Annotated in this window: 13 protein-coding genes; 5 read left to right on the top strand and 8 right to left on the bottom strand. The window is 70.7% G+C overall.

The genetic code is table 11. The features are described from left to right. Window positions 1-20 precede the first annotated feature (20 nt). From FM051_RS02310 to FM051_RS02290, 5 genes are all read right to left on the bottom strand, one after another. Window positions 21-1,013, bottom strand: coding sequence for a sigma-70 family RNA polymerase sigma factor (locus FM051_RS02310; RefSeq protein ID WP_158840132.1), 993 nt, complete (start codon window positions 1,011-1,013; stop codon window positions 21-23). Between the two features lie 203 nt (window positions 1,014-1,216). Next, entirely contained in the window at window positions 1,217-1,642 is a 426-nt protein-coding gene (gene dtd / locus FM051_RS02305; RefSeq protein WP_158840130.1) for a D-aminoacyl-tRNA deacylase, read from the bottom strand. Beyond that, the gene (locus FM051_RS02300; protein WP_158840128.1) at window positions 1,639-3,126 is read right to left on the bottom strand and encodes a DUF7782 domain-containing protein; all 1,488 of its coding nucleotides are present in this window, start codon (window positions 3,124-3,126) and stop codon (window positions 1,639-1,641) included. The genes dtd and FM051_RS02300 overlap by 4 nt, the downstream gene beginning before the upstream one ends. 57 nt (window positions 3,127-3,183) lie before the next feature. Beyond that, window positions 3,184-3,459 carry a MarR family winged helix-turn-helix transcriptional regulator gene (locus tag FM051_RS02295; protein ID WP_238412087.1) on the bottom strand — a complete coding sequence of 92 codons (276 nt, stop codon included), beginning with the start codon at window positions 3,457-3,459 and terminating at the stop codon, window positions 3,184-3,186. 101 nt (window positions 3,460-3,560) lie between these two features. Next, a complete protein-coding gene (locus FM051_RS02290; protein ID WP_158840124.1) occupies window positions 3,561-5,054 on the bottom strand; it encodes a PucR family transcriptional regulator in 1,494 nt (497 codons plus the stop codon). 141 nt (window positions 5,055-5,195) lie between these two features. Between FM051_RS02290 and FM051_RS02285 the strand changes: the two genes are divergently transcribed. Continuing rightward, window positions 5,196-5,510 carry a DUF3099 domain-containing protein gene (locus FM051_RS02285; RefSeq protein WP_158840122.1) on the top strand — a complete coding sequence of 105 codons (315 nt, stop codon included), beginning with the start codon at window positions 5,196-5,198 and terminating at the stop codon, window positions 5,508-5,510. Here the strand turns inward: FM051_RS02285 and FM051_RS02280 are convergent. Both FM051_RS02280 and FM051_RS02275 read right to left on the bottom strand, forming a co-directional pair. Beyond that, window positions 5,492-6,388 (bottom strand): carbohydrate kinase family protein, encoded by an 897-nt coding sequence (locus FM051_RS02280; protein ID WP_158840120.1) that lies wholly within the window; start codon window positions 6,386-6,388, stop codon window positions 5,492-5,494. The two genes, FM051_RS02285 and FM051_RS02280, sit on opposite strands and share 19 nt — an antisense overlap. Beyond that, on the bottom strand, window positions 6,385-7,293 hold the full coding sequence (locus FM051_RS02275; protein WP_158840118.1) for a pseudouridine-5'-phosphate glycosidase: 909 nt from the start codon (window positions 7,291-7,293) through the stop codon (window positions 6,385-6,387). Before FM051_RS02275 ends, FM051_RS02280 begins: the two co-directional genes overlap by 4 nt. A gap of 31 nt (window positions 7,294-7,324) precedes the next feature. Between FM051_RS02275 and FM051_RS02270 the strand changes: the two genes are divergently transcribed. Beyond that, window positions 7,325-7,573 carry a DUF3039 domain-containing protein gene (locus FM051_RS02270; protein ID WP_158840116.1) on the top strand — a complete coding sequence of 83 codons (249 nt, stop codon included), beginning with the start codon at window positions 7,325-7,327 and terminating at the stop codon, window positions 7,571-7,573. Window positions 7,574-7,854: 281 nt separating this feature from the next. Here the strand turns inward: FM051_RS02270 and FM051_RS02265 are convergent, their stop codons facing one another. Next, window positions 7,855-8,961 (bottom strand): YihY/virulence factor BrkB family protein, encoded by a 1,107-nt coding sequence (locus tag FM051_RS02265; RefSeq protein WP_238412086.1) that lies wholly within the window; start codon window positions 8,959-8,961, stop codon window positions 7,855-7,857. A gap of 201 nt (window positions 8,962-9,162) precedes the next feature. Between FM051_RS02265 and FM051_RS02260 the strand changes: the two genes are divergently transcribed. From FM051_RS02260 to FM051_RS02250, 3 genes are all read left to right on the top strand, one after another. Continuing rightward, window positions 9,163-10,875, top strand: coding sequence for a DEAD/DEAH box helicase (locus FM051_RS02260; RefSeq protein WP_158840112.1), 1,713 nt, complete (start codon window positions 9,163-9,165; stop codon window positions 10,873-10,875). 167 nt (window positions 10,876-11,042) lie between these two features. Next, window positions 11,043-12,176, top strand: coding sequence for a sugar ABC transporter substrate-binding protein (locus FM051_RS02255; RefSeq protein WP_158840110.1), 1,134 nt, complete (start codon window positions 11,043-11,045; stop codon window positions 12,174-12,176). A 95-nt stretch (window positions 12,177-12,271) separates the two neighbouring features. Further along, on the top strand, window positions 12,272-13,045 hold the full coding sequence (locus FM051_RS02250; protein ID WP_053717179.1) for an ATP-binding cassette domain-containing protein: 774 nt from the start codon (window positions 12,272-12,274) through the stop codon (window positions 13,043-13,045). The last annotated feature ends 2 nt before the right edge of the window (window positions 13,046-13,047 follow it).

The raw sequence follows: 13,047 nt of genomic DNA, 5'->3' as shown, positions 1-13,047 counted from the left end.
GCTACCTCACGTGTCGACTGTCAGCTCGCGTAAGCGCGCAGCTTCGCCGCCCGCTCGCCCTGCCGGAGCTTCGACATGACCTCGCGCTCGATCTGCCGCACCCGCTCCCGCGACAGGCCGAACTGCTTGCCGATCTGGTCCAACGTGCGCGGCTGGCCGTCCTCCAGGCCGTAGCGCAGCCTGATCACCGCCTGCTCGCGCGGGTCCAGCGTGGCCAGCACCCGCCGCAGGTCGTCCTGCAGCAGGCCGGAGATGACCGCGCTCTCCGCGTCCGTCGCGTCGGAGTCCTCGATGAAGTCGCCCAGCGGGGCGTCCTCCTCGGTGCCGACCGGCATGTCCAGGCTCACCGGGTCGCGGGCGTGGTCGAGCAGGTCGACCACCTTCTCCGGCGACAGGCCCGCTTCCTTGGCCAGCTCCTCGTTGGTCGCCTCACGGCCCAACTGCTGGTGCAGGTCGCGCTTGATCCGGGCGAGCTTGTTGACCTGCTCCACGAGGTGGACGGGCAGCCGGATCGTGCGACCCTGGTCCGCCATTCCCCGCGTGATCGCCTGGCGGATCCACCAGGTCGCGTAGGTCGAGAACTTGAAGCCCTTGGTGTAGTCGAACTTCTCGACCGCGCGGATCAAGCCCAGGTTGCCTTCCTGGATCAGATCGAGCAGCGGCATTCCGCGTCCCGTGTATCGCTTCGCCAGGGAAACGACCAAGCGGAGATTCGCTTCGAGAAGGTGGTTCTTTGCCACGTGACCATCGCGGATCAACGCGCGCAGTTCCCGCTGGCGCTCATCCGGCAGGCCGGGGTGCGTCTCCAGCTTGTGCTGGGCGAAGACACCCGCCTCGATGCGCTTGGCGAGCTCCACTTCGTCGGCCGCGGTCAGCAGCGCTGTCTTGCCGATCCCGTTCAGGTACACCCGAACCAGGTCTGCGGCCGGTCCCTGGGCGTCGAGATCCAACTCGGCGCTGGTGGTGGTCGTCTCGTTCCCGACCTGACGGTCGAGGAGCTTCGGGACGGTCATGGAGCTCCCTCCCCCTTGTGTCGCGGGCTGGCAGTGCGGGTCGTGTCGCACACTCCGCGCTGCGTTGCGCGGCTCGCCTTTCGGCGTCTGACACTGAGGGAAACGCGAACCGGACCGAAATGGTTCCCGCTTCCCATGACCAGAAGACGTCACTGCGGTCACAGCGGTTGCGCCGCGAATCCTGAGGATTGGCTGAGAACGATCTAGAGTTCCACCAACACGGTGAACGGACCGTCGTTCACACTCCGCACGGACATCATCGCGCCGAACCGTCCCGTTTGAACTCGGGCGCCCTTGCGGCGCAGTTCCGAGACCACCGCGTCGACCAAGGGCTCGGCGTGCTCGGGCCGTGCGGCGGCGGTCCACGACGGCCGCCGCCCCTTCCGCGTCTCGCCGTAAAGTGTGAACTGGCTCACCACGAGCAGTGGAGCGCCGGTGGTGGCGCATGACTCTTCGTCACGAAGTACGCGCAGTTCGTACAGCTTTCGGGCCATCACGTTCGCCTTGTCGGCGTCATCGTCGACGTGGACGCCGAGCAGGACCAGGAGACCGGGCTCCTCGATCGCCCCGACGACCTCGCCGTCGACCGTGACGGACGCCTCCGTGACGCGCGCCACAACCGCCCTCACGCGGGCACCACCATCCCGTGCCGCACCAGTTCGCGGACCACCGGCAGGGCGGCGTCGGCGAGCGCGTCGGCGTCCAGGTCGTGGGCGTAGGCGAGCAGTGCGACCAGGTCCTCCAGCGGCAGCGCGCCGCGGAAGCCCGCGATCAGCGCGGAGGCCGTCTCGTCCAGCTCGTGCTGCCAGCCGGGGCCGTCCGTGCGGTGCAGGCGGCGGACGACCGACTCCCAGCCCTCGTCGGTGGGCGCGGAGACCTCTTCGAGGACGACCGTCTCCGGCACGGTGAAGCGGGTGCTCAGCAGCTTGGCGTTGTCGGTGGCGCGCAGCCAGGAGACCCGGTCCAGCCAGGCGGCGGACTCGGGACCCAGCGGGTCGTCGTAGGCGTGGCGGAGGTCTTCGCACACCACCTCGGCGTGCTCGGCGTCCGTGCGGCGGAGCGTGACGAAGCCGAACCCGATGCCCTCGACGTCGTTCTCGGCGAACCAGTCCAGCCAGGCCGAGGCCTTCGCGCGGCCCTCGTCGCTGCGCGGGTCGACCCCCGCGTCACGCAGCCACGTGCCGACGTACAGGGTGGGGTCGGCCACATCGCGCTGCACGAACCACGCGTCCACGCCGCCGCGCGGCAGCCAGTTCGAGACCCGGTCGGCCCAGTCCTCGCCCTTGCGGTGCAGCCAGGAGGCGAGCAGCTGGCCCACGCCGCCCTCGTTGAGGAAGGACGGCATCTGGCGGACGACGAGGGCGCTGGCGTCGTCACCGGCGAGGCCGGAATCGCGGTAGACGTAGTCGACGCGTGGCGGGCCGACGACGAACGGCGGGTTGCACACGACCTGGTCGAACCGCCGGCCGCGCAGGGGGCCGAACCACTCGCCCTGGCGGAGTTCGACGTCGACCTCGTTGATCCGGAACGTGCCCGCGGCCAACGCGAGCGCGCGCTCCGACAGGTCGGTGGCGGTGATCTTCTGGGCGTGCCTGCCGGCGTGCAGGGCCTGGACGCCGCACCCGGTGCCCAGGTCGAGCAGCGTGCCGACCGGGCGGCGCGACGTGGCACGGGCCAGGCTGATCGACGCGTGGCCGACACCCAGCACGTGGTCGGTCGGCACGGGCCCACCCCGTTGGTCGGAGTCCTGGTCGGCGATCACCCACCAGGAGCCCTCGTCGTCGCCGTAGGGCCGGATGTCCAGCCCAGCGCGCAATCCGTCCCCGGCGCCGCGCAACACCTCGGCCTTGACGGCCTGGCTGAGGTCGACGTCGGGCAGTGCCGCCTGGACGGCGGGCTCCGCCTCGGTGTCGCCCAGGAGGAACAGGCGGATCAGGGTGCCCAACGCGCCGGCGTCGCGGGTGGCCCGCCTCGCGGCCTCGGGCTCACCCCGCCCCAGGGCGGCGTGGGCCTGCGGCCCGAGCACCTCGACCACCCCGTCCGCGTCGTAGTCAGCGGCTCGGAACGCCTCACGCAGCCGAGCGGTCAGGTCGGCAGAAAGATCAGGGAGCACCGGGTAATCGTCCCGCGCGTGGTACTCCGACGCCCCGGCGGCCCCACGAACCTGTCCTCAGCCCAGGGGCGCTTGATAAGGCGTGGCTTCGCCGAGGATGTCGGCCGCGCGGTCGGTGACGATCTCGCTGATCTGTTCCAACGCGTCGAGCTGCTCCGGTCGGAGTGCGTCGATGACGAGGCGGCGCACGGCGGCGACGTGGCCGGGAGCGGCCTCGACCAGCTTCCGGCGGCCTGCCTCGGTCAGCTGGACCAGGTTGCTCCGCTTGTCCGTGGGGGAGGGGGTGCGGCGCACCCAGCCGGCTTTCTCCATCCGCGCCACCGCGTGGGACATGCGGCTCTGTGACCAGCCCGTGCAGGCCGTCGGCGAGCTGTTCACCGCCGAGACCGCCGCCGAACGGTTCGAGTTCGGCCTCGGCATGCTGCTCGGCGGGCTCAGGAGCTGATCGCCAACGCGATCGCCATGGCCAGCCGCTGCTCGGGATCGTCCAACGGCAACGACGTCACCGCCGCCATCCGCTGCATCCGGTACCGCAACGTGTTCGGGTGCACCGACAGCGCCCGCGCCGCCTCCCGCGCATCACCCTGAGCCGCCAGCCACGCCCGCAACGTCACCGCGTACTGCGTCCCGTGCTCGGCGTCGTGCCGCACCAGATCCGCAACCGGCCCCCGCAGCGGCAACCGCCCGGCCTCCGCCACCCCGGCCAACCGCCGCAACAGCACCCGCGCCCAAGCCTGGTCGTACACGACGGGCTCACCACCGGACAGCGCCAGGCACTCGTCGGCCTCACTCCGTGACGCGGCCAGCGACGCGGCATCCGCCCGCCCACCGACCCCGGCCGGCACGACCGCCTCCGCCGGCAGCTCACGCCCGAGCGCCCGAACCCAGTCCACCGCCGCCGCCGGGTCCTCCCCACACGGCAGCACGGTGTAGAGCACGTTGCCGAACAACGCCGAACGCCCAGGCCGTGACCAGCCGAAACCCGCCGTGGCGCGGGAGAACGCCAACAACGCCGCCCCGTGCTCACCCTCACCGGCGTGGGCCTGCACCGCGATCACCCGCAGGTCCGTCGACGGCAACCCCAACCGGGCCAGGTTCGCGGGCACCCCGGAGTCCAGCGCCTCGATCACCAGGTCCGCCTCGGCCTGCCGCTCCAGGTCCGCCGAAGCCCGCGCCCGCAGCAGGTGCAACGCCGCCGTCCGCGCCCCGTCCACCAGCGCCGCCTCACGCACCGCGTCGACCGGGTCGTCGACCTCGACCCACACCGACCCCAGCAACTCCCGCCCGGCCCGCACCGCCGCCACCAGCCGACCGCCCAACTGGTCGGTCAGCTTCGGCACGAACAACGGCTCGTCCGACCGCGCCAGGTGGGTGAACACCCCGTACGCGTCCAGCGCCTGCCAGGCCTCCTCCGGCACCCGCCGTCCCAGGATGGTCTGCACCCGCACCGGGTCGACGTCCTGCTGCCGGTACGAGTACGCCAGCACCCGGGACTGCTGGTCCTCGATCGTCACCGGCCCGCCGACCACCGCCGCGATCGCGTCCGCCACCGCGAACAGGTCACCGGACCCCTGCCCGCCGAGCACCAACGTCTGCGCGACGTTCGCCAGCTGCCCCCACGGCACCGACGGGTCCACCAACAGCACCGCCGCACCGGACCGCTTCGCCGCCGCGACCACCCGTTCGTCCAACGGCGGTGACCCGTGCAGCACGACCGCCGCCGCCGACGTCCCACCGACCAACCGGGCCGCCGCGGCGGGCGTCGGCACGCCCAGCCCCAGCAGCACGTCGTCCGGCGCGGCGGCCGTGTGCTCCGCCGGATCGTGCAGCGCCACACCGCGCAGCTCCACGTCCCGCCCTCGCGGCGCGCAGCTCAGGTGCGTGCCGAGGCTCCCCAGCACGTCCACCAGGCGATCAAGGGCGACCACAGCCGGATCGTACGGTCACCAGCGTCGACACGCGGCCGATCGACCACCACACGACCTCCCCGCGACGCCGGAGGCGGCGCAATCCAACACAGCAATCAAACCCAGCTATCGGTCCGGTCCCCGCGGTGGGACGATGGGTGCATGGTCAGTCCCGAGCGCGACGGCACACCGGTGCTCATTACCGAGGCGGCTCCTTCCTTCGAGGAGCAGCACGCCGCGCGCAAGCGCAAGTACGCGATCATGATGGGCGCGCGCATCCCGTGCCTCATCCTGGCGATGGTCTTCTACCAGACCTGGTGGCTGGCCCTGGCGTTGATCGTGCTGTCCGTTCCGCTGCCCTGGATGGCCGTGCTCATCGCGAACGACCGGCCGCCCCGCAAGGCGGAGAAGGCCAGCCGTTTCGCCAAGGAGAAGGGCGCTCTCGAAGCGCGCTCCCATCACGTCATCGAAGGCTGACGCGCACTCCCACCGGACGGCTGCGCACCCACCGCGGACACCGCCCGAGCCGCCGCACGCACCCCGCCGAGCAGCGCGTCCCGTCGTGACGCCCCGGCCAGCCACGCCGCCAGCAACCCGGCGTCGAACGCGTCACCGGCACCGGTCGAGTCCACGCACTCGACGTCCTCGGCCGGCACGGACACCACACCGTCCCGGTCCACCCAGCTCGCACCGTCCGCTCCGGACGTCAACGCCACCGCGCCCACCACGTCCAGCAGCACAGCGGCCGACGCGGGTGACGTGGACCCGGTGAGCGCCACCAGCTCCTCGGTGTTGGGCAGCAGCAGGTCCACCCCGCGCACGTCGTCCAGGAACCCGTCGTAGATCAACGCCGCCGACTGCGGGTCGACCGACGTGGTCAGCCCCGCCTCCCGCGCCGCCCGCAGCACCGCCAACCCGGCCGGCCGGGACGACGCGTCCAGCAGCACGTACCCGGACAGGTGCAGGTGCGAGGCGTCGGCCAACAACCCCGGATCGAGGTCACCGGGGGAGAACCGGGCGTTGGCGCCCCGGTCGGGCAGCATGCTGCGCTGACCGGTCTCGTCGACCAACACCACCACGCAGCACGTCGCCGCCTCGGTGTCGACCGCGAACGCGCACCGCACCCCGGCGGACGTCAGCTCGGCGTGCACCTGCCGTCCCGCAGAGTCCGCGCCGACCCGTGCGACCAGCATCGGGGACGCGCCGCACGCGGCCATCCACACCGCCGTGTTCGCGCCCGCGCCACCGGGCTCGATGGTCACCGACGCCCGCGAGTCGCCGCCGTGCACGATCGGACCCGCGTGCCGGGCCACCACGTCCAGCCCGGCGTCGCCGACGACCACGATCCCGGTCACGCCGCGAGCTCCACGGCCACCGCGGCCGCCAGCGAGGCGTTCGACACGACCAGGGCCTCGTTCGCGTCCAGGCTCACCCCGCCGCTCGCCGTGTGGAAGTGCTCCAGCAGCACCGGCGTGACCTCCTTGCCGTGCACGTCCCGCTCCCGCAGCAGTTCCAGGCCCTCGGTCAGCAGCCGTTCGTGCAGGTCGGCGTCCATCTCGAAGTCGACCGGGATCGGGTTGGCCAGCAGCACGCCCGCCGATCCCGGCACCCCGCGGTGCGCCGCCACCACCGCGGCCGCGTCCGCCACCGAATCCACCCGCCACGGCACGTCGAACTCCGATTCCCGCCGGTAGAACGCGGGGAACCGGTCCGTGCCGAAGCCGAGCACCGGCACCGAGCGGGTCTCCAGCAGCTCCAGCGTCGCGCCCATGTCGAGGATCGACTTCACGCCCGAGCACACCACCAGCACCGGCGTCGTGGCCAGCACGTCCAGGTCGGCGGAGACGTCCCACGTCTCCCGCGCGCCCCGGTGCACGCCACCCAGGCCACCGGTCGCGAACACCCCGATGCCTGCGGCGTGCGCCAACGCGGCCGTGCTGGCGACGGTCGTGGCGCCGTCGCGCTTCAACGCGTACGCCGCGCCCAGGTCCCGCCGCGACAGCTTCACCAGGTCGTTGGCGGGATCGCAGACGAAATCCAATTCGCCGGGGGTCAGCCCGACCTTCGGCACGCCACCGAGCACGGCGATCGTGGCCGGCACCGCGCCCGCGGCGCGCACCACGCCTTCGAGCCGTTCGGCGACCTCGCGGTTGCGGCCGGGCGGCAGCCCGTGCGACAGGATCGTGCTCTCCAACGCGACCACCGGCCGGTTCTCGGCCAGGGCGGTTTGTACCTCTTCGGTGATGCTCGGCGTACTCACGAGGGGCCATCATCCCAGGTACGCTGTTCGCGTGAGCACGCAGACTCTGCCCGAGGTGGAGACCCGGCCGGAAGGCACGGACCACACCGGGGACGACACCCCGAAGATGTTCCACTACGTGCGCAAGGCCAAGGTCGCGGAAAGCGCGGTGATGGGCACGCACGTGGTGGCGCTGTGCGGCGAGGTGTTCCCGGTGACGAAGACGCCCAAGCCGGGCTCTCCCGTCTGCCCGGAATGCAAGAAGATCTACGACAGCCTGCCCAAGGGCGGCGGCGAGTAGACCTCCGCACCCGCTGAAGGCCCCGGCGCCACACACGCCGGGGCCTTCACCATGCCCACCCGAGAGTCGAACCCTCAGCCCCCGAGAGTCGAACCTCCAGGTCGCGTGAGTCGAACGTTCAGGACCCCTGAGTTCAACACTCGCGTCGGCCGGCGGAGCACCCGAGCGTTGAATTCGGGGTACCTGAACGTTCGACTCACGGGACGCGAACGTAGGACTCTCGCGTGTGTCCTACGTTCGGAGCAGGTGTGTCCTACGTTCGGGACGCGCGAGTGGTCCGGTCAGACGCCGCGTGACTCGCGCGTCGGACGCTGCTGCGGCCTGTCCACCGGCAACGGCACGGTGTTGTTCGTGTCCGCGGGCGACGGCGCGGTGTGCTTGGTCTCCGCGGGCGACGGAGTGCCGCCGTTCTGCCACGCCTGCTTGCCCTCGTCCGACCGGATCCGCTCCGCCGCCCGCTCGATCTCCAGCCGCTGCCACCGCCGTCGCTGCCGCCGGGTCATCTTCGCCGGCCACATCTCCTGCAGCGCGCTGTTGAAGTACGCCCCGATCGTGATCGCCAGCCCGATCAGGTAAGCGAACAGCAGGAACGCGATCGGCGTCGCCAACGCCCCGTACGTGTACCCGGTGGTCGTGATCCACTGGATGTACAGCCGCAGCCCGATGGACGACAGCAGGAACACCGCCATCGCCAGCACCGCACCCGGCATCAGCCGGTGCCACGGCAGCTTGTTCGGCAGCGACAACTTGTACAACGTCGTCAACGCCAGCACCAGCAGCACCGCGATGCCGGGGTAGTAGAACGCGCTCAGCCAGAACCCGATCGTCGGCTGCCAGGCGGTCGGGAAGATCTCCGTCAGCAGCTCCGGCCCCAGCGCCAGCACCGGCAGCCCGACGATCAGCAGCACCAGGCTCGCCATGTACAGCAGCAGCGCGAAGATCCGCTGCCACACCTCGTTGCGCACCCCGTACTGGTCGTGCGCCGCGGTGATCGCGTCCACGAACGACGACATCGCCGACGACCCGGCCCACAGCGAGATCAGGAACCCGACCGAGACGATCTCACCCTTCCCGGTGGTCAGGATCTGGTCGACGGTGGGCACGATCACCCCGTTGACCACGTCCTGGCTGAAGATCGTCCGGCAGGTGGAGATGATCCGGTCCTTGACCGCGCTCACGACCTCCGGCCCGAACCAGTCACCGAGGTACCCGAGGCTGCCGAGCAACCCCAGCAGCAGCGGCGGGAACGACAGGACCTGCCAGAACGCCGCTTCGGCCGCCTCTGAGAAGATGCTCCCGTCCCACGCTTTCGACAGCGTGCGCGCCAACAGACGCAGCGGCCCCTTGCGGCCCGCGCTGCGTGCTGTGTCGTCCCTCGGCGAACCCATCGCAACATCAAGCATGGTGCATCCCGGGTGATTTCGCGGCATCGGCGCCCGTACGTCGTAGCGGCAGCGGGTAGGCTGTCGATGCCCTCGACGGTCACCCGCACCGAGGGCATTTGCGTGTCCACCGCCGCAACACCACCGCACCACCCATCGCAACACCTATGCGGCACCGCCGCTGATCAGCGCAGAAGGGGTTCGAGGTTGTCGCAACCGCAAGTCGCCACGACCCGACCTCTCCGCGCCTGGCAGCGCCGCGCGCTGACGAAGTACCTGGCCGCGAAGCCCAAGGACTTCCTGGCCGTCGCCACGCCCGGCGCGGGCAAGACGACGTTCGGCCTGCGCGTCGCCGCCGAGCTGCTGGCCGACCGCACGATCGAGGCCGTCACGATCGTCACGCCCACCGAGCACCTCAAGCACCAGTGGGCGATGGCGGCGGCCGAGGCGGGCATCGCGATCGACTCGAACTTCCGCAACACCAACGCGATGACCTCCCGCGACTACCACGGCGTCGCCCTCACCTACGCCCAGGTGGCCGCGCACCCGACGCTGCACCGGGTCCGCACGGAGAACCGCAAGACGCTGGTCCTGCTCGACGAGATCCACCACGGCGGCGACGCCAAGTCGTGGGGTGACGCGATCCGCGAGGCGTTCACGCCCGCCGTGCGGCGGCTGTGCCTGACCGGAACGCCGTTCCGCTCGGACGACTCGCCGATCCCGTTCATCAGCTACGAGCCGGGCCCGGACGGCGTCCAGCGCAGCCGCGCGGACCACTCCTACGGCTACTCGGACGCGTTGCGCGACGGCGTCGTCCGGCCGGTGATCTTCCTGGCCTACTCGGGTGAGGCGAGCTGGCGGACGAGTGCGGGCGAGGAGTTCTCCGCCCGGCTCGGCGAGCCGTTGACCCAGGAGCAGACCGCGCGGGCGTGGCGGGTGGCGCTGGACCCGACCGGCGAGTGGATGCCGTCGGTGCTCAAGGCCGCCGACATGCGCCTGACCCAGCTCCGCAACGGCGGCATGCCGGACGCGGGCGGCCTGGTGATCGCGACCGACCAGACCGTGGCCAAGGCCTACGCCGAGATCCTGAAGCGGCACACCGGCCACGACGCGACCCTGGTGCTCTCGGACGACCCGAAGGCGTCCGGCCGGATCGCCGAGTTCGCCGCCACGCAGGAACGGTGGCTGATCGCGGTCCGCATGGTGTCCGAGGGCGTGGACGTGCCGCGGCTCGCCGTCGGCGTCTACGCCACCAGCGCCTCGACACCCCTGTTCTTCGCCCAGGCCGTCGGCCGGTTCGTGCGTCAGCGCGCCAAGGGCGAGACGGCCAGCGTGTTCCTGCCCAGCGTGCCGGTCCTGTTGGGCCTGGCCAGCGAGCTGGAGCAGCAGCGCGACCACGTGCTGGGCAAGCCGCACCGGGAGAAGGACGGCTGGGACGACGAGCTGCTGTCCCAGGCCAACCAGGTCAAGGACGAGCCGGGCGAGGAGGAGAAGGCGTTCACCGCGCTGGGCGCCTCCGCCGAACTCGACCAGGTGATCTACGACGGCTCCTCGTTCGGCACGGCCGCGTTCGCGGGCAGCGACGAGGAGCAGGAGTACCTCGGTCTGCCGGGGCTGCTGGAGCCGGACCAGGTGCGCGCGCTGCTGCGCCAGCGGCAGGAGAAGCAGCTGGTCGACGCCAGCAAACGGCAGGTCGCCGCACCGCCGCCGCCCGCGCAGACGCGCCCGGCGAGCGTGCAGGAACGGCTGGCGCAGCTGCGCAAGGAGCTCAACACCCTGGTGGCGATGCACCACCACCGCACCAAGAAGCCGCACGGCAAGATCCACAACCAGCTGCGCGAGTACTGCGGTGGCCCGCCGACCGCGATGGCCAGCATCGAACAGCTCGAGGAGCGGATCGCCACGCTGCGCTCGTGGTGACTTCACGTGACGAAGTGCGGCATTAGGCGTAGACAGATGACCGTTCGGTTACCTCGTCGTTAGCGCATCGTGCCTTCTTTACCGGTCAAGTGTGCTTCCGGTCACCGCCTGTCCCGGCATACGTTGTGCGCCACAACATTTTCGCTCCTGCGTGAAAGGGATGGCGGATGCGCAGCAAGAGCCTCGCTCTCATCGCCGTTGGCACCGGCCTCGCCGTGGCCATGACGGCATGTGGCGCCAACACGTCCACCGGTGGCAACACCGCGGACACCAACACGAACAGCGGCTCGGGCGGCGCGAAGGTGGGCGTCATCCTCCCCGAGACCGCCAGCTCCGCGCGCTGGGAAGGCTTCGACAAGCCGCTCCTGGAGAAGGCGCTCAAGGCCGAAGGACTCGACCCCGATATCCAGAACGCCCAGGGTGACGTGCAGAAGTTCTCCACGCTCGCCGACGGCATGATCAACGCCGGCGTCAAGGTGCTGATCATCGCCACGCCGAACAGCGAGATCGGCGCGACGGTCGCCAGGAAGGCCGAGGCCTCGGGCATCGCGGTCATCGACTACGACCGGCTGAACCTGGGCGGCAGCTCGAAGTACTACGTCTCGTTCGACAACGAGGCGGTCGGCGCACTGCAGGGCGAAGGCCTGGTCCAGGGCCTGGCCGCGCTCGCGCCGGGCAAGAAGCCCGCCGAGATCATCGAGATCGAGGGCGCCCCGACCGACAACAACGCCACCCTCTTCTACAACGGCCAGCAGAAGGTCCTGAAGCCCAAGTACGACTCGGGCGACCTCAAGCTGGTCCAGTCCCAGCCGATCGACAACTGGGACAACCAGAAGGGCGGCACCACCTTCGAGCAGATCCTGACCGGCAACGGCCAGAAGGTCGACGGCGTCGTCGCCGCCAACGACGGCCTCGCGGGCGCGGTCATCACCGTGCTGAAGAAGTACGGCCTGAACGGCAAGGTGCCGGTCACCGGCCAGGACGCCACCCCGGAGGGCCTGCAGGCCATCCTGCGCGGCGACCAGTTCATGACCGTGTTCAAGCCGATCAACGAGCAGGCCGAGGCCACCGCCAAGCTGGCCGCCGCGCTGGCCAAGAACGACACCGCGGCCGCCGACGCGCTCGCCTCGGGCGTCACCAAGGACACCAAGGCCAACCGCGACGTCAAGTCGGTGCTGCTGCCCGCGCAGCTGATCACCAAGGACAAGGTCAAGACCGTCGTGGACGCGGGCTTCGTCAAGGCCACCGAGATCTGCGGCGGCGACCTGGCCGCCGTCTGCACCGAGCTCGGCATCAAGTAGTCCAGCTCGCGTCGGGGCGGGGTGTGGGAGACGCACCCCGCCCCGACGCGCCCACCCGTGTGTGGGGAAAACCCGGGTTAGACGGAGGAAATCCAGTGAGCGAGCCGATCCTCGAACTGCGCGGCATCAACAAGAGTTTCGGTCCCGTGCACGTCCTGCACGACATCGACTTCGACGTGCACCCCGGCCAGGTCACCGCCCTCGTCGGCGACAACGGCGCGGGCAAGTCGACGTTGGTCAAGTGCATCGCGGGCATCCACCCGACCGACTCCGGTCAGGTCCTGTTCAACGGCGAGGAAGTGCACATCCACGGCCCCCGCGACGCCGCGCACCTGGGCATCGAGGTCGTGTACCAGGACCTCGCGCTGTGCGACAACCTCGACATCGTGCAGAACATGTTCCTGGGCCGGGAACGCGGCAAGCTGGGGCTGCTCGACGAGGCGGACATGGAGCAGGCCGCCCGCAAGACCCTGACCTCGCTGTCGGTGCGCACGGTCAAGTCGGTGCGCACGCAGGTCGCGTCGCTGTCCGGCGGCCAGCGGCAGACCGTGGCGATCGCCAAGGCCGTGCTGTGGAACAGCAAGGTCGTGCTGCTGGACGAGCCGACCGCGGCGCTGGGCGTCGCCCAGACCCGCCAGGTCCTCGACCTGGTGCGCAGGCTCGCCGAGCAGGGCCTCGGCGTCGTGCTGATCAGCCACAACATGAACGACGTGTTCGAGGTCGCGGACCGCATCGCGTGCCTCTACCTGGGCCGGATGGCCGCCGAGGTGAACACCAAGGACGTCACGCACGGCCAGGTGGTCGAGCTGATCACCGCCGGTCGCTCCGGGGACCTGGGCATCGCCCGGCCCGAGACCGCCACCATCTGATG

Source organism: Saccharothrix deserti (genome assembly GCF_009769385.1).
GTDB lineage: Bacteria > Actinomycetota > Actinomycetes > Mycobacteriales > Pseudonocardiaceae > Actinosynnema > Actinosynnema deserti.
This window is presented reverse-complemented; position numbering and strand designations above follow the sequence as displayed.

Excerpts from the sequence above, each read along its gene's own strand:
- FM051_RS02310 (WP_158840132.1), bottom strand. The coding sequence starts at position 1,013 with ATGACCGTCCCGAAGCTCCTCGACCGTCAGGTCGGGAACGAGACGACC.
- FM051_RS02295 (WP_238412087.1), bottom strand. The coding sequence starts at position 3,459 with ATGTCCCACGCGGTGGCGCGGATGGAGAAAGCCGGCTGGGTGCGCCGC.
- FM051_RS02285 (WP_158840122.1), top strand. The coding sequence starts at position 5,196 with ATGGTCAGTCCCGAGCGCGACGGCACACCGGTGCTCATTACCGAGGCG.
- FM051_RS02265 (WP_238412086.1), bottom strand. The coding sequence starts at position 8,961 with ATGGGTTCGCCGAGGGACGACACAGCACGCAGCGCGGGCCGCAAGGGG.
- FM051_RS02255 (WP_158840110.1), top strand. The coding sequence starts at position 11,043 with ATGCGCAGCAAGAGCCTCGCTCTCATCGCCGTTGGCACCGGCCTCGCC.